The 20,386-nt window shown below is 71.6% G+C and carries 17 protein-coding genes; 12 read left to right on the plus strand and 5 right to left on the minus strand.

Annotation, left to right across the window (positions count from 1 at the left end; translation table 11 throughout):
• The first annotated feature begins 145 nt into the window (after positions 1 to 145).
• The 3 genes from ACZ6QO_RS35115 to ACZ6QO_RS35125 are packed head-to-tail and all read left to right on the plus strand — an operon-like array spanning position 146 to position 2,974.
• On the plus strand, positions 146 to 832 hold the full coding sequence (locus ACZ6QO_RS35115) for a GOLPH3/VPS74 family protein (RefSeq protein WP_465857374.1): 687 nt from the start codon (positions 146 to 148) through the stop codon (positions 830 to 832).
• 31 nt (positions 833 to 863) lie between these two features.
• A complete protein-coding gene (locus ACZ6QO_RS35120; RefSeq protein WP_465857376.1) occupies positions 864 to 2,336 on the plus strand; it encodes an APC family permease in 1,473 nt (490 codons plus the stop codon).
• On the plus strand, positions 2,333 to 2,974 hold the full coding sequence (locus ACZ6QO_RS35125; protein WP_465857378.1) for a GNAT family N-acetyltransferase: 642 nt from the start codon (positions 2,333 to 2,335) through the stop codon (positions 2,972 to 2,974). Before ACZ6QO_RS35120 ends, ACZ6QO_RS35125 begins: the two co-directional genes overlap by 4 nt.
• Before the next feature lie 139 nt (positions 2,975 to 3,113).
• On the opposite strand, the gene ACZ6QO_RS35130 is transcribed toward ACZ6QO_RS35125, so the two are convergent.
• The gene (locus ACZ6QO_RS35130) at positions 3,114 to 3,554 is read right to left on the minus strand and encodes an ester cyclase (RefSeq protein ID WP_465857380.1); all 441 of its coding nucleotides are present in this window, start codon (positions 3,552 to 3,554) and stop codon (positions 3,114 to 3,116) included.
• 529 nt (positions 3,555 to 4,083) lie between these two features.
• Here ACZ6QO_RS35130 and ACZ6QO_RS35135 point away from each other — a divergent pair.
• Entirely contained in the window at positions 4,084 to 5,739 is a 1,656-nt protein-coding gene (locus tag ACZ6QO_RS35135) for a M28 family peptidase (RefSeq protein ID WP_465857382.1), read from the plus strand.
• Between the two features lie 411 nt (positions 5,740 to 6,150).
• A complete protein-coding gene (locus ACZ6QO_RS35140; RefSeq protein WP_465857384.1) occupies positions 6,151 to 7,986 on the plus strand; it encodes a glycoside hydrolase family 27 protein in 1,836 nt (611 codons plus the stop codon).
• 73 nt (positions 7,987 to 8,059) lie between these two features.
• Here the strand turns inward: ACZ6QO_RS35140 and ACZ6QO_RS35145 are convergent, their stop codons facing one another.
• Together ACZ6QO_RS35145 and ACZ6QO_RS35150 are read right to left on the minus strand one after the other, a co-directional pair.
• Positions 8,060 to 8,794, minus strand: coding sequence for an SDR family oxidoreductase (locus ACZ6QO_RS35145; protein ID WP_465857386.1), 735 nt, complete (start codon positions 8,792 to 8,794; stop codon positions 8,060 to 8,062).
• A 106-nt stretch (positions 8,795 to 8,900) separates the two neighbouring features.
• Positions 8,901 to 9,131, minus strand: coding sequence for a hypothetical protein (locus tag ACZ6QO_RS35150; protein WP_465857388.1), 231 nt, complete (start codon positions 9,129 to 9,131; stop codon positions 8,901 to 8,903).
• 281 nt (positions 9,132 to 9,412) lie between these two features.
• Here ACZ6QO_RS35150 and ACZ6QO_RS35155 point away from each other — a divergent pair, with 281 nt between their 5' ends.
• The 4 genes from ACZ6QO_RS35155 (at position 9,413) to ACZ6QO_RS35170 (ending at position 13,502) form a co-directional block, all read left to right on the plus strand.
• Positions 9,413 to 10,333, plus strand: coding sequence for an RNA polymerase sigma-70 factor (locus ACZ6QO_RS35155; RefSeq protein WP_465857389.1), 921 nt, complete (start codon positions 9,413 to 9,415; stop codon positions 10,331 to 10,333).
• A gap of 490 nt (positions 10,334 to 10,823) precedes the next feature.
• On the plus strand, positions 10,824 to 11,645 hold the full coding sequence (locus ACZ6QO_RS35160) for a sensor histidine kinase (RefSeq protein WP_465857391.1): 822 nt from the start codon (positions 10,824 to 10,826) through the stop codon (positions 11,643 to 11,645).
• Positions 11,646 to 11,709: 64 nt separating this feature from the next.
• The gene (locus ACZ6QO_RS35165; protein WP_465857393.1) at positions 11,710 to 12,693 is read left to right on the plus strand and encodes an ATP-binding protein; all 984 of its coding nucleotides are present in this window, start codon (positions 11,710 to 11,712) and stop codon (positions 12,691 to 12,693) included.
• Positions 12,694 to 12,737: 44 nt separating this feature from the next.
• The gene (locus tag ACZ6QO_RS35170; protein ID WP_465857395.1) at positions 12,738 to 13,502 is read left to right on the plus strand and encodes an SDR family NAD(P)-dependent oxidoreductase; all 765 of its coding nucleotides are present in this window, start codon (positions 12,738 to 12,740) and stop codon (positions 13,500 to 13,502) included.
• Between the two features lie 81 nt (positions 13,503 to 13,583).
• Here the strand turns inward: ACZ6QO_RS35170 and pdxR are convergent, their stop codons facing one another.
• Positions 13,584 to 14,999 carry a MocR-like pyridoxine biosynthesis transcription factor PdxR gene (gene pdxR, locus ACZ6QO_RS35175; RefSeq protein WP_465857397.1) on the minus strand — a complete coding sequence of 472 codons (1,416 nt, stop codon included), beginning with the start codon at positions 14,997 to 14,999 and terminating at the stop codon, positions 13,584 to 13,586.
• Between the two features lie 47 nt (positions 15,000 to 15,046).
• Here pdxR and ACZ6QO_RS35180 point away from each other — a divergent pair, with 47 nt between their 5' ends.
• Together ACZ6QO_RS35180 and lexA are read left to right on the plus strand one after the other, a co-directional pair.
• Positions 15,047 to 16,210, plus strand: coding sequence for an MFS transporter (locus tag ACZ6QO_RS35180; protein WP_465857399.1), 1,164 nt, complete (start codon positions 15,047 to 15,049; stop codon positions 16,208 to 16,210).
• 179 nt (positions 16,211 to 16,389) lie between these two features.
• A complete protein-coding gene (gene lexA, locus ACZ6QO_RS35185) occupies positions 16,390 to 17,049 on the plus strand; it encodes a transcriptional repressor LexA (RefSeq protein ID WP_465857401.1) in 660 nt (219 codons plus the stop codon).
• 126 nt (positions 17,050 to 17,175) lie between these two features.
• On the opposite strand, the gene ACZ6QO_RS35190 is transcribed toward lexA, so the two are convergent.
• Positions 17,176 to 18,981, minus strand: a complete 1,806-nt coding sequence (locus tag ACZ6QO_RS35190) for a family 43 glycosylhydrolase (RefSeq protein WP_465857403.1) — start codon at positions 18,979 to 18,981, stop codon at positions 17,176 to 17,178.
• 649 nt (positions 18,982 to 19,630) lie between these two features.
• Here ACZ6QO_RS35190 and ACZ6QO_RS35195 point away from each other — a divergent pair.
• The gene (locus ACZ6QO_RS35195; RefSeq protein ID WP_465857405.1) at positions 19,631 to 20,371 is read left to right on the plus strand and encodes a FadR/GntR family transcriptional regulator; all 741 of its coding nucleotides are present in this window, start codon (positions 19,631 to 19,633) and stop codon (positions 20,369 to 20,371) included.
• The last annotated feature ends 15 nt before the right edge of the window (positions 20,372 to 20,386 follow it).

The raw sequence follows: 20,386 nt of genomic DNA on the forward strand, positions 1-20,386 counted from the left end.
CGCCGGGAAGCGCCGCTGTCCGGGCGGCCGATCGCCGTCCGGACCGAAAATGGCGGTAATACATTAATCCCAAAAAGGAGCGTCCGCTACATATTTTGTCAATGATGGCTCGCAGGGAATGAATGTTCGGATAGCCGGCAGAACTTTGCTCGACGACAGATCCAACTTCACGCCTATATCATCGTCGACCGTGGCTAAAGGTGACCTTTCCAACCCTTCGCTGGCCGACGATCTGTTCTTCGTCATGCACAACAGCGTGACGGGCCGTCCACGGGTCCACCCTCGCCTCGCGAGCCTGGCGCTGGCGGGCGCCGTGATCGGCGAACTGATGCTCGGCGAGCGCGTCACCGCCGAGGTCGGGCCGGGCCACGACCGCCTCTACGCGACCGCGCGGGACGCCACCGGCGATCCGCTCACGCAGAAGGTGCTCGACCACGTCATCGCCGAGCCGCAACACCCGGTGAACACCTGGCTCGTCTTCTTCTCCCATACGGTCTACGCCGACGTGACGGCCAGGATGATCTCCGCGAAATTGCTCAACCCGCCGGCGAGACACCTGTTGAAAAAGCAGCCGCCGGCGCCCGCGAACGTGAACTCGGCCGCGTGGCCGCTCGCGCGGCTCAACCTCGCCGTCCGCCGGCGCGAGGCTCCCTCGGTCACCGACCGCGTCCTCTACGGGCTCTTCGCCGCCACCGGCGCCGCCCAGCGGACTCTCTGGGAGCACGATCCGGCGTTCGTCGCGGCCACGCTCGCCACGCTTCCCCCGCCGCTGCACAGGCTCATCGTCCAGACCGAGGTTGTCGTCGGCCAGGCCGTCATCAGCCGTCGGTGAGACCCCCTTCCCCCCATCTCACGGAGTCCGGATGTCCCTCACAGAGCAACGGCCCAGCGTCGTGTCCGCCGCACTGGCCAAGGATCGGCTCGGCGTTCCGTCGGTGGTCTTCTTCGTCGTCTCCGCGGCGGCGCCGCTGATGGTCGTCGCCGGTTCCGTGCCAACGGCGTACGCGGTGACGGGCGTCATCGGCGTGCCGTTCGGCTTCCTGCTGCTGGGCGCGATCTTCGCGCTCTTCGCCGTCGGGTACGTGACCATGGCAAGGCACGTCGTCAACGCGGGCGCGTTCTACGCCTACGCCGCCCAGGGTCTCGGCCGGACGCAGGGGGTGGCGACCGCCTGGGTGGCGCTGCTGGCCTACAACGCGCTCCAACTGGGCCTGTACGGCATCATCGGATCGGCGGCCGAGCCGCTGCTTCGCGACTGGTTCGGCGTCTCGCCCGCGTGGTGGGTGATCGCGCTGGTGGCGTGGGCGCTGGTCGGCGTGCTCGGCCTGCTGCGGGTGGAGGTCAACGGCAAGATCCTCTCCGTGCTGCTCATCAGCGAGATCGCCGTCGTCCTGGCGTTCGACATCGGCGACGTGGTGAACGCCGCCCCGGGCGGCGTCGACTTCACCGGCTTCACCCCCGGCTCGCTGTTCGTGCCCGGCGTGGGCGCCGCGCTCGCCACCGTCGTCGCGGGGTTCGCCGGCATCGAGTCGTCGGTGGTCTTCGCCGAGGAGTCCAAGGACCGCAACAGGACCGTCCCCATCGCCACCTACCTGGGCATCGGGATCATCGCGGTGCTGTACTCGGTCTCCGCCTGGGCGCAGACGGTGCCGACCGGGCCGTCCGGGATCGTCAAGGCGGCCACCGAGCAGGGTCCCGTGCTCGTCTTCAACCAGGCGGCCGCCCACATGGGCTCCGCCGTCGCAACGATCGGCTCGGTGCTGTTCGTGACCAGCAGCCTCGCCTGCATGATCGCCTTCCACAGCACCACGGCCCGCTACATCTTCGCCCTGGGCCGGGAGAACGTGATCCCCTCGGTGTTCGGCCGCACCTCGGCCCGCACCGCCGCTCCGGTGACCGGATCACTGCTGCAGACGGCGCTCGGGCTGATCGTGATCGCCGTCTACGCGGTCTCCGGCCTCGACCCGGTGACGAAGCTGTTCTTCACCTTCGGCGCGTTCGGCGGGCTCGGTCTGCTGAGCCTGCTCACCATCACCTCGATCGCGGTGATCGTGTTCTTCTCCCGCAATCCCGCGCGGGAGACGGCGTGGCGGACGCGCGTAGCGCCGGCCCTGGCGACGCTGGCGCTCTGCGTGATCATCGGCATGACGCTGATCAACTTCGACACGGTGCTCGGGGTCGCCCCCGACTCGGTCATCCGCTGGATCCTGCCCGGCATCTTCGTCGTCGCGATCGTCTTCGGCGTCGTATGGGCCCGGGTGCTGAAGGCCACCCGGCCGGCGGTGTACGCCAACATCGGCCTCGGCGCCCAGGCCGTCGGCGGAGGCGCCAAGTGAGGGCCGAGATCACCCGGGTCACGGACGCGGCGGTCGCCGGGAACCTCATCGCCGACACGTTCAGCGGCGACGAGATCTCCCGCTGGCTCGTCCCGGAGCCGCAGGACCGGCTGCCGATCCAGCGGCGGTTCTTCACCATGCAGGCGGAGCACGCCCTCCAGCACGGCGACATCTACGGCGTCCACGAGTCCGGCGAGCTCGCCGGGGTCGCGGTCTGGTTCACCGCCCCGTTCCCCGAGATCCCCGGCCAAGAGAAGCTGATCGCGTCCTTCGCCGGAGAGCACGCCGGGCGCTACAACCTCCTCGGCGAGATCATGGACGAGCTCCACCCGCACGAGCCGCACCACTACCTGGCGTTCATCGCCCTGCTCCGCGGGCGGACCGGCCGCGGCCTCGGCACCCTGCTGCTGGAGGAGCACCACCGGCGGCTCGACGCCGAAGGCATGCCGGCCTACCTTGAGGCCAGCAGCGAGGCGAGCCGCCGCCTGTACGCCCGCCACGGCTACGTGGACATGCCCGAGCCGCTCCGGCTGCCGGACGGCCCGGTCATGTACCCCATATGGCGCGCCCCGTCGCCCGGCGCCGCCCGCCCCACCGGCGGCCGCGCCGGGCAGAACGGTTCGCCCGACGCGGGGTGACCGGTTCCGGAGCGCGGGTGAGGGCCGGGCACGGTGGGCCCCCACCCGCGCATTCCCCGGCGGCAGGGTGGCCTGACGCGCGAGCGCGGCCGGGCGGCGGCCGCGCCGGATCGCATGGAGGGATCCGGCCGCGGCCGGCTCAGACGGCGTGGCTGCGGAGCTCGGACAGGCCGTATCCGAGCTGGCTGTACAGCTCAAGCTGGTCGTAGTACTCCCGGTGCGTGATGATCTTGCCGTGCTCGGCGTAGAGGCTGCACGTGGCGCGGACGATTATGTGCCGGCCGGTCGCCTCGGCCTCACGCCCGTCAGGCAGCAAGAAGGGCCCCAGATGGGTGCCGGTGATCGTCCATTCCGTTATGGCGGGCTCGTCGCAGGAGAGCTCCGTCCACGCCGTCTGATGGAAATCAGGAAAGCCCTGGAAGAGCTGTTCATACACCCAGGAGATCTGCTCGTGCCCTTCCGCGACGCCCATCGGGCTGACGTAAACGGCGTCGGGGCTGTAGTAGGCGAGCACTCGCCGCAGGTCATGAGCGTTGACGGCTTCGCCCAACCCGCGCTTGAGCTCCCATAGACCGACCATAGTGATAGCCCTTTTCGATATGGCGGACAAGCCGGCCGAACGAGGATGAGCCCTTCGGCCCGATGGGCGGAAAGGGCGTGACAATCTCACCGCACCCCACGGCGGCGGCCTGCCGGCACGTCGGTGACTCTTCCTCACAGGCTAGCCCGAGGTGAAGTCATCCCCCGTTCCAAATGGCGTTCTATGTTCACCACGGTACGCACAACGATTTCCTCGTTGGCTCTACGGCGGTACGGGTCACGGCAACGACGCGCCTCGCCGCGCCCGCTCGCGCGGCCCGTCCACCCCGCCGCAGGGCCAGGGCGCGGACCAGACCGCTCGCGATTTTTCGGTACATGTACGGATGCCGCTACGTATGTACGGCGCCGGACCGCGGCTTTACCGTCACGCACAACCCCCGGTTCCCCGACGAGGTCACCCAGTCCCCCCCACCACCCTCGCGCCGTCCGGCGTCCGGTGACGCACGATCAGCGCTGCCCGCGTCACGGTGGAAGCGCGGCAGTGGGACGCCGAGAAAGGACAACGACACATGAGGCGCACGGCCGTCCTCACCGCGACCGTCTCCATGGCCCTGATGGGCCTGCTCGCGTCCGCGACCCCCGCGACCGCCCAGGCGTCATCCGGGCACACCCGGCATGGCGCACCCCTCAGCGCGCCGCCGAACGCGCCCCTCGCCGCCCTGGCGCCCCCCGACGTCAGCCTGCAGAACATCAAGGCCCACCTGGGCCAACTCCAGAGCATCGCCGACTCCAACGGCGGCACCCGCAGGTCGACCGGACCCGGCTACACCGCGTCGGTCGCCTACGTCGAGCAGAGGCTCCAGGCCGCCGGCTACACCACCCGGCGCGTGACCTGCACGCCGGGCTGCTCCAGCGGCGCCGGGCCCGACCTGATCGCCGACTGGCCGGGCGGGGACGAGAGCCAGGTCATCATGTCCGGCGCCCACCTGGACAGCGTCTCGGCCGGTCCCGGCATCAACGACAACGGCTCGGGATCGTCGATGCTCCTGGAGGTCGCGCTGACCCTGGCCGCGCAGCGCCCGTCGATGACCAAGCACGTGCGATTCGGCTGGTGGAGCGACGAGGAGCAGGGCCTCCTCGGCTCCCGCGCCTACGTCAACTCGATCGGCTCGACCGAGCGCGCCAAGATCAAGCAGTACCTGAACTTCGACATGGTCGGCTCCCCCAACGGCGGCTACTTCATCAACAACATCACCACCGCGGCCGCCGCCGACCTGCGCGCGTTCTACACCGGCCTCGGCCTGCAACCGGAGGAGAACACCGAGGGCGCCAACCGCTCCGACGACGCCTCGTTCCGCAACGCGGGCATCGCCACCTCCGGCGTCGCGGCCGGCGCCAGTGCCACCAAGACCTCGTCGCAGGCCGCCAAGTGGGGCGGCACGGCCGGCCGGGCGTACGACTCGTGCTATCACCGCTCGTGCGACACCACGGCCAACATCAACGACACCATCCTGGACCGGGCGGGCGACGCCCTGGCCTACGCGATCTGGACCCAGGCCGTGGGCACCCCCACCGGCAGGGACTTCTCGATCGCCGCCGCCCCCGCCTCCGGCTCGGTACAGGCGGGCCAGACGGCCACGACCACGATCACCACCACGACGACGTCGGGCGCCGCGCAGACGGTGGGCCTCACGGCGTCCGGGCTGCCGAGCGGCGCCACGGCCGCCTTCGACCCGGCCTCGGTGACCTCGGGCGGCTCCGCGACGCTCACCCTCGCCACCTCGGCGTCGACGCCGGGCGGCACCTACGCCATCACCATCACCGGCGCCGGTGAGACCGCGACCCGCGCCACGACCTGGACGCTGACGGTCACCGGCACCGGCGGGAGCCGGACGTTCACCAACGGCACCGACTACGCGATCAACGACCTGTCGACGATCAACAGCCCGGTCACCTCGACCGCGACCGGCGCCGCCGTGTCGCCGGTCCGGGTCAGCGTGACGATCTCGCACACCTGCGCCGAGGACCTGCGCATCCGCCTGCGCGGCCCGAACGGGACGTACTACACGATCGACAGCAGCGGCGGCACGTCGTGCACCTCCTACGGCACCCGCACCTACTCGGTCCCCGTCAGCCAGTCGGCCTCGGGCACCTGGACGCTGCAGGTGACCGACGACTACCGGCTCGACACCGGCTTCCTCGACACGTGGAGCATCACCGTCTGAGCGAGGCCGGGGAAGCCGGAGGCGCGGCGAGCCGAGCGGCACGGGCACGGCGAGGTGTCCGTGCCGCTCGGCTCGGCCCCGTCCGGAGGATCTCCGGCGGGGGTGCGCCGGTCGTGCGCCGCGCCGGGAGGCCGCCGCCGTGATGAACGTTTCATCACCGGGCCCCTTCCGCGCGGTGCGGCCGTGCGGCGTCGGCGCAGATGGCGCGCGACGGCCCGGCGGGCGGCGCCGGAACGGCGGCGCCGGGAGCATTGACGAGCGCAGGTCCCGTCGTATTTGCTCGCGCAGCCGCCATCACCTCCGCCGCCAGCCCCTCCCCCGAATTCGCCGCGAGGTTCGGCGGCAGAAGTTTGTTAGCGCTAACAATGCCAGCGGGCCCTCGGCAGATCCCGTTACCCGAAGGAGCTACGGATGCGACTACGCAGATCCGCACGGCCACCGTCCTCCGTCACCGTCACGAGCGCCCGGCCTCGTCCGGCCCGCTCCGGGCTGCGGCTGCTCCTCGCCGCACAGCTGGCGGTCCTCACGGTGGCATCGGCGGGGTGGGCTCTCGCGGACACGGCGAACGCCGCGGACACCCCGAAAACGGCGATCATGACGAACATGGCGAACATGGCGCACACAGACGGTACGAAGGACGCAGAGGGCACGGAGCACGCGGCGCGGGCGGACGCCGCCGCCGCCGCGTCGCCGGTGACGACGCCGCCGATGGGCTGGGCGTCCTGGAACACCTTCGCGGCCCAGATCGACTACAACGTCATCAAGGCCCAGGCGGACGCGATGGTGTCCTCGGGGATGAAGGACGCCGGCTACGAGTACGTCAACATCGACGAGGGCTGGTGGCAGGGCACCCGGGACTCCGCCGGCAACATCACGGTGGACACCAGGGAGTGGCCCGGCGGGATGAAGGCGATCGCCGACTACATCCACAGCAAGGGGTTGAAGGCCGGCATCTACACCGACGCCGGCCGGGACGGATGCGGCTACTACTACCCCACCGGACGGCCGGCGGCGCCGGGCAGCGGCAGCGAGGGCCACTACGACCAGGACTTCCTGCAGTTCTCGCAGTGGGGCTTCGACTTCGTCAAGGTCGACTGGTGCGGCGGCAACGCCGAGGGCCTGGACTCGCGGCGCACCTACCAGGCGATCAGCGACGCGATCGCCAGGGCCACCGCGCAGACCGGGCGGCCGATGGTGCTGTCGATCTGCAACTGGGGCAACCAGAGCCCGTGGGACTGGGCGCCGGCCATGTCCACCATGTGGCGCACCAGCGGCGACATCATCTACTGGGGTCAGAGCGCGTCGATGGACCGCGTGCTGGCCAACTTCGACTCCGCCCAGCACCCGAGCGCCCAGAGCGTGGGCCGCTACAACGACCCGGACATGCTCATCGTCGGCATGCCGAACTTCACCGCCGCCCAGAACCGCACCCACATGGGCCTGTGGGCGATCTCGGGCGCGCCGCTGCTGGCCGGCAACAACCTCGCCACGATGAGCGCCGAGACCAGGGCGATCCTGACCAACCGCGAGGTGCTGGCCGTCGACCAGGACTCCCTCGGCCGGCAGGGCGTGAAGGTGGCCGAGGACCAGTCCGGCCGCCAGGTGTACAGCAAGGTCCTGTCCGGGGACGGGCGGCGGGCCGTACTGCTGCTCAACCGCACCACCTCCGCGGCCTCCATCACCGCCCGCTGGTCCGACATCGGCCTCACCGGCGCGGCCACCGTGCGCAACCTGTGGACGGGAACCGACGCTGGCACCTTCACCGGCGGTTACACCGTCACCGTCCCCGCCCGTGAGGCCGTCCTGCTCACCGTCACCGGCACCGCGGGCACGCCGTCCCCGACGCCCACGCCCACCCAGGGCACCGGGGCGATCAAGAGCGCGAGTTCTGGCCGGTGTCTCGACGTGTCGGGCGCCTCGCAGGCCAACGGGGCCGCGGCGCAGATCTGGGACTGCAACGGCCAGGCCAACCAGCAGTGGACGCCCACCGCGAGCGGCGAGCTTCGCGTCTACGGCAGCAAGTGCCTGGACGTGTACAACGGCGGCACCGCCAACGGCGCCAACGTCATCATCTGGGACTGCAACGGCCAGAACAACCAGAAGTGGCGGTTCAACTCCGACGGCAGCATCACCGCCGTCGGCGCCAACAAGTGCCTGGACGTGCCGAACAACGCCACCGCCAACGGCACCAAGCTGACCATCTGGTCCTGCAACGGCGGAGCCAACCAGCGCTGGACCCGCACCTGATCGCATGCTCGGCGCCCCGCTCGCCCCGGCCGCGTCCGGCCGGGGCGAGCGTGCGGCGTACCGCGCCGCGGACCTACTTGCGCAGCCAGTCGGCGTAGTGGGTGGGGGCGACGCGGGCGCCGGCCTTGGTGGTGAGGACGTCGCCGCGGACGACGGCGAACATGCCGGCGGTCTCGTCGGTGGTCACCGAGCGCTTGTCGTCCTTGAAGGCGAGGGTGACGCGGCCCAGCTCGTCCAGCGGATAGGTGTCGGGCCCCCCGACGTCGAGGACGCCGCCCAGCGGAGTTCCCGCCGCGACGTCGGCGACCGCGGCTGCGACGTCGGCCGCGGCGATCGGCTGGATGGGGGTGCTGGGAAGGCGGACGGTCTCCTCGTCGGCGGTCCAGGAGAGGACGGCGTCGACGAACTCCATGAACTGCGTGGCGCGGACGATGGAGTAGGGCACGGGCCCGGCCTTGAGGAGGTCCTCCTGGAGGACCTTGGCGCGGTAGTAGTCGAGCTCGGGCACCTGGTCGACGCCGACGATGGACAGGATGACGAAATGCCCGGCGCCCGCCCGCCCGGCGGCGGCCAGCAGGTTGTCCATCGAGGTCTGGAAGAACGCGATGGAGGCCTCGTCGAAGGTCGGGGAGTTGGTCAGGTTGACGACCACGTCGGCACCTGCCAGCGCCTCGTCCACCCCCTCGCCGGTGAGGATGTCGACCCCGGTGGACAGCGAGTGCGGTACGGCCTCGTGCCCGGCCGCGTTCAGGATCCGGACGACCTGCGATCCGATCAGCCCGGTTCCACCAATGACTGCGAACTTCATACGATCTCTCACCTTTGTTCAATGACTTACGGCTGGATATGGCATCGCGTCCATCGAGGTGGACGCCACCGGAGCCGGACGAGCCCGGTGCGGGTGCGCGGTCGTGTCAACCGCGGTGATCTCCGGGCCGCGAGTCGCCCTCCAGCGCCTCCACGGCGCCGAGCAGGCCCCGCAGGGCGATCTCCTCGCGCTGGGCCTCCACCGGATCGAACGGCCAGTCGGTGATCGGCAGACCCATGACGTCCTCGGGGTGGCTCGCCTCGATCAGGGTCACTTCCGCCCGCACCTCGGTCTCGAGCTCGTACAGGGAATCGTCATCGCCGTTCGGCGTGCTCATCTTTCCTCCATGTGTGGCGTCGGTGGACCCGGCGGGCCGGCCGCGGGCACGCGCCGTCCGGCGGCCGCCGGCCGGGGTCCTGAGGTGGGGCGCCCGTCCAGGGACGGGCGAGGGGCATGGGATCGGTCGCCAGCTAAGACCGGCCGGCCCTGCGGCCTGTGACAGCTTCGCGAAGATTTCTTCCCCAGGCCCGCGCGGACGCCAGGGTCGCCCCTCTCGTCCAACCGCGGGTCATGCCCTTTTTTTCCGCACTTGCATACTGGAAGGCGGACGAGGGGGCGATGAGGGTGTCAGACGGCGAATCGGGCGGTGTGCGAGAGATCGAGCAGGCCGTGGCGGTGTTCTCCAGCGTGCGGCCGCGCTTGTTCGGCATCGCGTACCGAATGCTGGGCAGCGTCGCCGAGGCCGAAGACCTGGTGCAGGAGATGTGGCTGCGCTGGCAGGGCTGTGACCGCGCCAACGTGGACAACCCGGCCGCGTTCCTGGCGACGGCGACGACGCGGCTGGCCATCAACACCGCCCAGTCCGCACGCGTCCGCCGCGAGACCTACGTCGGCCCGTGGCTGCCGGAACCCGTCGACACCAGCGCCGATCCGCACCTCGGCGCCGAACGCGGCGAAGCTCTGGAGCTGGCCATCCTGTTCCTGCTGGAGCGGCTCTCGCCCACCGAACGCGCGGCGTACGTGCTGCGGGAGGCGTTCGACTACCCCTACCGGGAGATCGCCGAGATCATCGGGATCAACGAGACGACGGTACGCCAGCTGGTCAGCAGGGCGCGCAAGCACGTTCGCGACAAGCGCAGGACCCGGGTGACCGGGGGCGAACAACGCAGGCTGCTCACCGCCTTCGTCTCCGCGGCCCGCTCCGGCGATCTGACCGCCCTGGAAGAGCTCCTCGCGGCGGACGTGATCAGCTACTCCGACGGCGGCGGCGCCGTGCGCGCCTCTCGTTTCCCCGTCGTGGGCGTGACGCGGGTGGCGAAGTTCATCAGGGCGTTCTCGGGCCACTTCTGGGTCGGGATCGACGTGGAGTGGGCGACCATGAACGGCCAGACCTCCGCGCTGATGTGCCGGGACGGCAAGGTGGTGACGATCGTCACGGTCAGCGCCTCGGAGCAGGGCATCGACCAGGTGCAGTGGATGATGAACCCCGGCAAGATCACCGAGGTGCCGGCGACGCCTTCCGGCGCCCGTCGCTCGTGACGGCGACCAGGACGACGCAGGTGACCGCGATCGCCGCCACCACGGCGGCCGGTCCGCTCCACCGCCACCTCCAGCCGGCGCCGACGGCCGCCAGGGCCGCGAAGATGCCGTAGTGACCGTATCCCCACAGGTAGGACCGATAAGGACCGGAGCCGGTCCGGCCTGGCCATGGCCGCCGGCGATACGGAAAGCGCTTACCGAAGAGTTGTCACAGTTCGCGAGGCTGTCCTGTCTTAGCTGGTGACCGCCTTGCGGAGCTGGTGACCGCATCGCGGCGAACGTCCCACCGGCGAGAACCCCGACAAGGATCGCAGCGGACGGCGGACCTGCCGCGCCGCCCCGGAACGCCGCGGCGGAGCCGGGAGATCTCCGGCCATGCGGCGACGGCGGCGGCACCGGACATGGGCGGCGACGGCACGCGGCGTCCGTCCCCGCATGACCGCCAGGTGACATCTCGCACGGAACGTAGGCACCGGAAGGAGCATGTGCTGTGACGGCACCCCCGACACCTCCACACGATTACGAATTCTCTCCCTCACCTCGTCAAGGGCGGGCCGGGCCGGCGATCCGCACCCCCGCCGACAAGTTGCGCGAGTTGCGGCGCGAACTGCAGAAGAAGCGGCGGTTCACCTCCGACGCCTCACATGAGCTGCGCACGGCGGTGGCGGGGCTGCGCGCGGAGCTGGAGGAGGCCCGCCTGCATCCGGCCGACACCGATCTCTGCGAGCTGCTCGTCCGGGCGCTGAGAGACGTCGACCGGCTGGACGCGATCATCACCGACCTGAACGTCCTCGCCGAGATGGAGACCGGCCCGGCCCTGGCGCCACTGGCCGTCGACCTCGCGGAGACGGTGCGCGGCGAGATCGCCCGCAGGCGCGACCGGATCGACGTACGGCTCCGGCTGGAACCCGGGGTCGTCGTCCACGCCGTCCCGATCCGGATCGGCCGGCTGCTCACCAACCTGCTGGACAACGCCCAGCGGCACGCCAGGAACCTGGTCGAGGTCCGGGTGAGCCGCGACGGCGACCACGCCGAGCTGACGGTCGCCGACGACGGAGACGGCATCGCCGAGCCCGAACGGGAACTGATCTTCCAGCGCTTCACCCGGCTCCCGGCCGCACGCCACCTCGACCACACCGGCACCGGCCTCGGCCTGGCGATCGCCCGCGACATCGCCCTGGCCCACACCGGCAGCCTGCACACCGAGGAGTCCGAGGCCGGTGGCGCGAGCTTCGTCCTGCGACTCCCCCTCGCCGGTCCGCCCGCCGCTACGACCGGTCGGTGTACGGAGAACGCCTGCAGCTCGAAGTGATGAATCCGTTGGCCCTGCTGAGCGCGCTCGGAAGGGACGCCTGATGAGAAAAGGGGAAACCCGGATGAGACCGGACGTCGACTATGCCGCTCTGTTCGCGGCCGTTCCGAGCCCTTGCCTGGCCATGACACCGGACATGACCGTCGTGGCCGTCAACCAGGCATATCTCGACGCCTGCGGACGCCCGCGAGAGGAGTTGCTGGGCCGTCGTGTGCCCGACTTCCCCGGCCATGACCACGCCGGGGCGGTGATGTTGTACCTCCAGGGCGCGGAGGACGTGTGCGCGCTGCTTCAGCGCGACCGGACGCGGGCGGGCCCGCCGTGCGCGCGCGCCCAGGAGGTGCGGGAACTGAACGAGCAGGTGCGAGGGGCTAGAACGTACGCCGAGCAGTTGCTCGATCGCCAGCGTCAGTTCGCCGTCGACGCCTCGCACGAGCTGCGCACGCCGCTCGCCGCGCTGCGCGTGCAGGTGGAGGAGGCCCAGCTGCATCCGGACGACGCCGACCTGTCCGACCTGCTGCGCCATCTGACGGACGACCTCGACCGGCTGGAGAACATCATCAACGACCTGCTCCTGCTGTCCACGCTCGAGGCCGACCTCGCAGGAAGGCTGGAGGAGGTGGACCTGACGTGCCTGGTCGAGACGGTGGCGGCCCGGTGGGCCAAGACCTGTGACGTGCGGCTGAGCCTGGAGCCCGCGGTCACGGTGCTGGCCGCCTCCTGGCAGATCGCACGGTTGCTCGCCAACCTGCTGGACAACGCGCGGCGGCACGCCGCGCACCGGCTGGCGGTGGACCTGCGCCGCGTGGGCGGCCATGCGGAACTGGCCGTGGCCGACGACGGGCAGGGCGTCCGCCCGGCCGACCGCGAGCGCGTCTTCCAGCGCTTCGTCCGCCTGGACACCGCCCGCAGCCGCGACCACGGAGGCGCGGGCCTGGGCCTGGCCATCGCCCGTGACATCGCCGCGGCCCACCACGGCACGATGCACGTCGAGGACGCGGCCGACGGCGGCGCACGCTTCGTGCTCCGCATTCCACTCGTCTCGTGAACCGCCACACCGAGTCCCACGAACACCGAACGAAGGAGGGGCATGTGACCGCTCAACCCACCGGCCGCCTGCGGGACCAGGTCGCGATCGTGACCGGAGCCGGATCCGGCATCGGCCGCGCCACGGCGATCGCCCTCGCCCGCGCCGGCGCGCACGTACTCGGCGTCGGACGCCGGGCCGACGCCCTGCACCAGACCGCCGCCCAGCACTCAGGCATCACGGCCCTGCCGGCCGACATCACCGCCGACGGCGCGCCGCACGCGGTCGTCGAGGCGGCCGCCGGCCGATGGGGCCGCCTGGACGTGCTGGTCAACAACGCCGGAGCCGCTCTGATCATGCCGTTGGCCGACACCGACGCCGGGCGCGTCGCCGAGCTGCTGGCCCTCAACGTCACCGCGCCCAGCCTGCTCGCCCACGCCGCGCTGCCGCATCTGCGCGCCGCCCGCGGCACGATCATCAACGTCTCCAGCACCTACGGCCACCGCCCGCTGCCCGGCGGCGCGCACTACGCCGCCACCAAGGCCGCCGTGGAACAGCTGACCCGCAGCTGGGCGCTGGAGCTGGCCGGCGACGGCGTCCGCGTCAACGCGCTGGCCCCCGGGCCCACCGAGAGCGAGGCGCTGAGCGCCGCCGGGCTGCCCGCGACGGTCGTCGAGCAGATCAAGCAGGAAGAGAGCGCGCGCATCCCGCTCGGCCGCCGCGGCGCTCCCGAGGAGGTGGCCGCCTGGATCGTGCACCTCGCCGACCCCGCCGCCGCCTGGGTCACCGGCCAGGTCATCACCATCGACGGCGGCCTGGAACTCACCTGAGCCCGGCCGCCCCGGCGACCGCCCGCGAACCGGTCGCGCAGGCGGCCCGGCCGGGTCGACCATGCCTCCGGCCCGGGACGCTCATCGTCCGCGCAGCAGGTCGGCGATGGCGGCGACGCCGGCCTCGATGGCGCGTTCAGGGGTGTCGCCGAAGCCGAGGACCAGCCGCGGCCCGGCCGGCTCGGCCGCCCGGTGCATCCGCGCCATGCCGTACAGGCCGACGCCGCGCCGCCGGGCCCGCTCGATCAGCTCGTCCTCGTCGGTGCCGTCGGGCAGGTGCAGGACGGCGTGGAATCCGGCGGCGAGGCCGGTGACGCGCAGGCCGGGGGCGTGGACGGCGAGGGCGGCGAGGAGGGCCGCCCGGCGGGCGGCGTACTCGGCGCGGGCGCGCCGCAGATGCCGGTCGTATCGGCCCGACTCGATGAGCGTGGCGAGCGCGAGCTGGTCGAGGCCGGGGCTGCCGCGGTCGGCGACGAGCTTGCCGCGCGCCAGCGCGGGGAGCAGCCGTTCGGGGGCGACCAGCCAGCCGAGGCGCAGGGCCGGCGCGAGCGACTTGCTGACCGTCCCGAGCGAGACGACGCAGTCGGGCGCGAGCCCCTGCAGTGAGCCGACCGGATCGCGGTCGTATCGGAACTCGGCGTCGTAGTCGTCCTCGATGATGACGCCGCCGCGGCGCCGTGCCCACGCGATGAGCTCCTGCCGGCGGCGCCCGGCGAGCACCACGCCGGTGGGCCACTGGTGGGCCGGGGTCACGAGCACGGCCCGGGCCGTGGTGCGTTCGAGCGCGGCGACGTCGAGCCCGTCCGCGTCCACCGGGACGGGCACGGCGGCCATCCCGGCGGCGGCCGCCTGCTCGGTCGTCGAGCCGCCGGCCCCGGGATCCTCGAAGGCGAGCGTGCCGACGCCCTCGCCGGCGAGCACCCGCAGCACGAGCCCGAGCGCCTGCGCCATTCCCGTGCAGATGACCACCTGGCCGGCGGTGGCCGCGACCGCCCGCACCCGCCGCAGGTAGGCGGCGAGCACCTCCCGCGGCCACGGCTCGCCGATGGGGTCCCCGTAGTCGAAGACGGAGTTCGGGGCCGTGCGGCAGACCTCGCGGACCGCCCACGCCCAGTCGTCGCGCGGCGCGAGGCGCAGATCGGGCACCCCATGCCGGAAGTCGGCGACCGCGTGACGGGGCCGGGCCGGCGGGCTCGCCGACGGCGGCGCGTGCGGGCGGGCCACCGCGGCCGCCGCCACGCGCGTGGCGGATCCGGGGCGGCTGGTCAGGTAGCCCTCGGCCCGCAACTGCGCGTAACAGTCCTGGACCAGACCGCGGGACAGCCCCAGCGCACGGGCGAGCTCACGCGAGGACGGCAGCCGCTCGCCGCCGGCCAGCCGGCCGCGGCGGATGGCGTCGCGCATCTGGTCCTCGAGCTGCGAGCGGAGCCCCGCGCCGCTGCGCCTGTCGATCGTGACGAGCAGCTCTGGCCCCGAACCGGCCCACTCCACAGGCATGGAACCGGACCTTATCACCGGGCCGGTCGGCCCATACCGTTCTTGTCATGACCACTGATCTCCAGATCCGGCCGGCTTCGACCGGGCTCGTGTCCCGGGCACTCCTGCTGCGCTTCGTCTCCATCGTCGGCGCCTCGATCGGCTTCTACCTGCCGCTGTCGGTCGTGCCGCTGTTCGCCGAGCAGGCCGGTTCCGACAGCGGCGCGGGGCTGGCGACGGTCGCGCTGCTGCTGGCCACCGTGGCGTTCGAGCTGGTGACCCCGCGGCTGGTCCTCCGGCTCGGCTACCGGTGGTCGCTGACCCTCGGGCTGGTCCTGCTCGGCGCGCCGACCGTCGTCCTGACGTGGAGCGACAGCATGTGGGTGATCATCGTGGTCAGTCTGGTGCGCGGGTCGGGTTTCGCGATAGCCGTCGTGGCCGGCGGCGCCGTCACCGCCCTGCTCATCCCGGCGGACCGGCGCGGCGAGGGCCTCGCGCTCGTCGGGACCGTCAGCGGGGTGTCCAGCCTGCTCGCGCTGCCCGCCGGCGTGTGGGCGGCGGCCCACTGGGGCTACACCCCCGTGTTCGTCGTGACGACGGTGGCCACGCTGCTGACCCTGCTGTCGGTGCCCGGCCTGCCGCGACGCACCCCGGCGGCACGGGCCGGGAACCACCACGGCGTGCTCAGCGGCCTGCGCAACCCGGCCCTGACGCGACCCGCGACCATCTTCGCGGCGTCCACCGCGGCGGTCGGGGTGCTGGTCACCTTCCTGCCGCTCGCCACCTCCCACCAGCCGGCCTGGGTGGCCGCGACCGCGTTGCTCGTCCAGCCCGCGGCGTCCACCCTGGCCCGCTGGTTCGCCGGACGGCTCGGCGACCGCCACGGCTCGGCGCGTCTGCTCGCGCCCGGACTGGTGCTGTCCGCCGCGGGCTTGGCGGCGCTCGCCGCGACCGGCGCACCGCCGGCGGTGATCGGCGGGGCGCTGGTGTTCGGCGTCGGGTTCGGCATGCTGCAGAACGCGACGCTGGCGCTGATGTACGCCCGCGTGCCGGCCGGCGGCGAGAGCGCGGTCAGCGCGATCTGGAACGCCGCCTACGATCTCGGCATGGCCGCCGGCGCGCTCGGCGCCGGGCTGGTCATCACCTCCATCGGATACACCCCCACCTTCCTCCTCACCGCCGCCGTGATCCTCCCGGCGCTCGCCCTGGTCCGCCGCGACCGCCGTCCCTGAACTCCTCCGGCCCCGGCCCCCGGCCTCCGGCCTTCGGCCCCCGGTCGCCCCCGCCCCCGGCATCCCGGCCCCGCGGCCCCTCCTCCCGGCTCGCGGGGCTCGGCGGCGCGCACGATGCCGGCACGATGAAGGGTGGATGAAGGGCGACGGCCGGGGCCCGCGCGTCTAGCATTCCGGGGGTGACCTCTTACGACGATCCCGACGCGTTCGACCACCTGGACTTCTCCGCCCTGCCGCGGCGCCAGCAGCGGATCCTGGCCGCGATCCGGGACTGGGTGGTCAGGTACGGGTATCCGCCGAGCACGCGCGAGATCGGCGACGCGGTCGGGCTGCGGTCGTCCTCATCGGTGTCCAGGCACCTGAGGAGCCTGGAGGAGAACGGCTTCCTCAGCCGTGGCGCGACCACGACGCGGCCGGTCGACGTGCGCCCGTTCCTGCGGCCCCCGGCGGCACGGCAGGCCGGCGACCTGGTGAGCGTGCCCGTCGTCGGAGAGATCGCCGCGGGCGTGCCCATCCCGGCCGACCAGCAGGTGGACGACATGCTGACCCTGCCCCGCGACCTCACCGGGCGCGGCGAGGTGTTCGGTCTCCGGGTGCGGGGCGATTCGATGATCGACGCCGCGATCTGCGACGGCGACATCGTCGTGGTGCGGCGGCAGCCCGAGGCGCACTCGGGCCAGATCGTCGCCGCGATGATCGACGGCGAGGCCACCGTCAAGGTGTACCGCAGGCGCGACGGGCACGTCCGTCTCGAACCGCGCAACCCCGCCTACGACGTCATCGACGGTGACGACGCCGTCGTCCTGGGCATCGTGGTCTCGGTCCTCCGCAACCTCTGACCTCGTCGTCGTCCCTGCCGGCCGGCCTGTGCGGGGTTCCCGCGTACGCGGTCGTCCCGCACAGGCCGCACCCGTCAGGCGGCGCCCCTCGCCAGGGCGGCGTCCCTGCTCAGAACGGCGGCGCCGTCAGGAGCCGGTGCAGGTCAGCGACGGCGTGGAGGCGGTGCCGTTGGCGAGGAAGCCGAACGTCGTCGAGGCCGACGGCTGGAGCGAGCCGTTGTAGGAGGCGTTGCTCACCGACACCGTCGAACCGCTGGTGCTCAGCGTGCCGTTCCAGACCTGGCTGATCGTCTGGCCGTTGCCCAGGGTCCATCGGACCGTCCAGCCTCTGATCGCCGAGGCGCCGGCCGTCACCGTGACCTCGCCCTGGAAGCCGCCGGACCAGGAGTTGGTGGTGTGGTAGGTCGCGTCGCAGGCGCCGCCCGACGTGGGAGTCGGGGTCGGCGTGGGGGTCGGCGTCGGCGTGGGTGTGGGGGTGGGAGTCGGCGTCGGGGTGGGAGTGGGCGTGGGGGTCGGGGTGGGCGTCGGCGTGGGGTCGCCCGAGCCGCTGAACTGCCACCAGTTCACGTTGAACAGGGTGCCGCTCCCGCCGGTGTACTTGAAGTACAGATCGTGGGTTCCCGTCGCGCCGTTCACCCCGCAGGAGACGGTCGTCCACGTCTGCCAGCCACCGGTGCCCGGCACGGTGCACGTTCCCACCAGCGTGCCGTTGGCGCCGTCCAGGCGCAGCTCGATCCGCCCGCCGCTGTTGGCCGAGGCGACGCGAGCGCTGAAGGACGTCGCCCCGGAACCGAACGCGACCCCCTTGACCTTGACGTAGTCCCCGTTCTCTATCCACCCGATGTTCATGCCGCCCTCACTGGCGGCCTCGGTCTCCACCCCCGACTCCCAGGCGATCGTCTCGGCCTCCTGGCGGACGTAGGGGTCCAGGGTGCCCACCTGCGGCGCCCCGGTCGTGGTCATGTTGATCGTCGGGATGGTGCCGTCGCTCCGGTAGGAGAACTTCTCCACCGCGACGGAACGCGTGTAGCCGCCGCCGCCCGGCAGAGCGCCGTTGTGGTAGAAGAAGTACGACCCGCCCTTGTAGTCGACGACGCCCGGGTGGTTGGTGAAGCTGCCGCCCTGGGTCGGCATGATCGTCCCCCGGTAGGTCCACGGACCGGTGGGGCTGGTGCCCGTCGAGTAGGCGATGAACTCCGAACAGCACTTCGCCGCGAACACGAGGTAGTACAGGCCGTCGCGCTTGTAGACCCACGGCCCCTCCTCGAAGAGGGTCGGCCGGTTCGCGTCGCCGCTTCGGGAGCCGAACCCGGCGGTGGTGAGCTGGATCTGCGACACACCGCCCGAATAGGAGATCATGTCGGTGTTCAGCTTCACATACGACAGGTGCGGGTTGCCCCAGTACAGATAGGCCTGCCCGTTGTCGTCGATGAACACCGTGGGGTCGATCTCACCGTTCTCCACCAGCGGACGCCCGATGGCGTCCCTGAACGGCCCGGTGGGACTGTCAGAGACCGCCACCCCGATGGCCATCCGCCCGGTCGACCGGTTGGTCGTCGGGACATACCAGTAGAACTTGCCGTTCCGGTAGATCGTCTGACCCGCCCACGCGTCGGACTTCGCCCAGCTGAAAGTGGCCACGCTGAGCGGCGAACCGTGGTCGGTCCAGTTCACCATGTCGACGGTCGACCAGACCCGCCAATCCTTCATGGTGAAATACGTCGAGCCGTCCTCGTCGTGTCCCGTGTACAGGTACAGCCGGCCGTTGTACACCAGCGGCGCCGGATCGGCGGTGTAAACGGTCTGGACGATCGGATTATCCGCCCGCGCCGATGTAGCGGGAAATACCGCCATAAGGCAGATCAGGCTCAGCACCCAGAGGAGACCTCGCCTGGAGGCGAGATTCACCGGACGCGGTAACGTGATTCTCATGATCACCTTTCCGGAGCGGTAACCGCTCACCCTGCGCTCGCGTTCGAAGGAGGGTTGACCTGGCCGAATTACGCCCGCCAGATTTGTTAGCGCTCACATTCGACGGTGCCGAAAGGCATCACCGATGGCGTGGGCGGTCGCACACGATTCTGCGATGTGCGGCGGGGCGGCCACGGACACCGCCCAGCGCGGAGCCAACCCCATGTCCAGGAACGGGTCAAGGCGCATGCCCCTTTCCCGGGCGCCCTCGCACGCCGCGGCGACCCTGCTGAGCTGGGCGCCGGAGCGGCGCGGAGGGGACGCCGATCTCGCGGGTGAGTCTGAAACTTTCAGCTGGACATCCGCGCGAATCAGGCAATGGATGAGATTCGTTCTCGCGCCCATATATTCACCCGATGGGACGCGCGCCGTCCACCCGGCGGCCGCCATGCCGCGGCGCCGGCCGATGACTTCCACGCCACTCCGAATACCGGGCGCGGTCACAATTGGCGGCCCGGAAACGCGGCGTTCCGTGGAACTCGGAATCGGATGCCGCCGGCCGCGTCCACGGCGGCCGGCGTGCGGCCGCGGGGTGTCGCACTAATCCGCGCGCGGCGCACGGACCGGTCGATGAGCCATACTTCTGCCAGGCATCACAAGGAGGGGCATCGTGACCGGGACTCCAGGCGAGGGCGGCTACCGGCCGGGCTACGAGGTGGCCGCCGAGCAGGTGCTGGAGCTGATCGCGCGGCTGCGGCTGCGCCCCGGGGACCGCATGCCCACCGAGAACGAACTGGCCCGGCAACTGGGCACCAGCCGCACCGTCGTACGCGAGGCCGTGAAGATACTTTCGGCGATCGGCCGGGTGCGGGCCCAGAAGGGCCGCGGCCTGTACGTGTCCGACGACGAGGGGACGCTCGGCGCGGCGCGGTGGGCGTCCTTCTTCCTCCCCACCGACCTGGACCACGTGTACATGCTCTTCGAGTTCCGCCGGGCGCAGGAGATGGAGACCTGCCGGCTGGCCGCCCGCCGCGCCACCCCCGCCGAGCTCGGAGCCATCGAGGCGGCGGCCGAGGTGTGCCGCCAGGGGTTCCGGACCGGACGCGAGGACATGTTCATCGAGGGCGACGACGCCTTCCACGCCGGCATCGCCAAGGCGTCGCACAACATGTTCCTGGAGGTGGCGGTGCGCGAGGTCCGCCGGCTGCAGTCCCAGTCCAACATCATCGGGCTGCGCGGCTCGATCGGCGGGCACGCGGCCAAGGCGGTCGAGGAGCACGATGCCATCCACCAGGCCATCCGCGCCGGCGACCCCGAGGCGGCCGCCCACGCCGCGGCCACCCACATCGACAACACGCTGGACGACTACCGCAGGGAGATCCAGCAGCGCCTGTTCTCCGCGCCGGGCTGACCGCCGCGGCCGCGC

It is taken from the genome of Sphaerisporangium sp. NPDC049457, from assembly GCF_055586705.1.

Bases quoted from the DNA above. Each gene is read 5' to 3' on its own strand.
- ACZ6QO_RS35190 (WP_465857403.1), bottom strand. From the start codon at position 18,981: ATGAGAATCACGTTACCGCGTCCGGTGAATCTCGCCTCCAGGCGAGGT.
- ACZ6QO_RS35130 (WP_465857380.1), bottom strand. From the start codon at position 3,554: ATGGTCGGTCTATGGGAGCTCAAGCGCGGGTTGGGCGAAGCCGTCAAC.
- ACZ6QO_RS35135 (WP_465857382.1), top strand. From the start codon at position 4,084: ATGAGGCGCACGGCCGTCCTCACCGCGACCGTCTCCATGGCCCTGATG.
- ACZ6QO_RS35165 (WP_465857393.1), top strand. From the start codon at position 11,710: ATGAGACCGGACGTCGACTATGCCGCTCTGTTCGCGGCCGTTCCGAGC.
- pdxR (WP_465857397.1), bottom strand. From the start codon at position 14,999: ATGCCTGTGGAGTGGGCCGGTTCGGGGCCAGAGCTGCTCGTCACGATC.
- ACZ6QO_RS35150 (WP_465857388.1), bottom strand. From the start codon at position 9,131: ATGAGCACGCCGAACGGCGATGACGATTCCCTGTACGAGCTCGAGACC.
- ACZ6QO_RS35140 (WP_465857384.1), top strand. From the start codon at position 6,151: ATGCGACTACGCAGATCCGCACGGCCACCGTCCTCCGTCACCGTCACG.
- ACZ6QO_RS35155 (WP_465857389.1), top strand. From the start codon at position 9,413: ATGAGGGTGTCAGACGGCGAATCGGGCGGTGTGCGAGAGATCGAGCAG.
- ACZ6QO_RS35120 (WP_465857376.1), top strand. From the start codon at position 864: ATGTCCCTCACAGAGCAACGGCCCAGCGTCGTGTCCGCCGCACTGGCC.
- ACZ6QO_RS35180 (WP_465857399.1), top strand. From the start codon at position 15,047: ATGACCACTGATCTCCAGATCCGGCCGGCTTCGACCGGGCTCGTGTCC.
- ACZ6QO_RS35145 (WP_465857386.1), bottom strand. From the start codon at position 8,794: ATGAAGTTCGCAGTCATTGGTGGAACCGGGCTGATCGGATCGCAGGTC.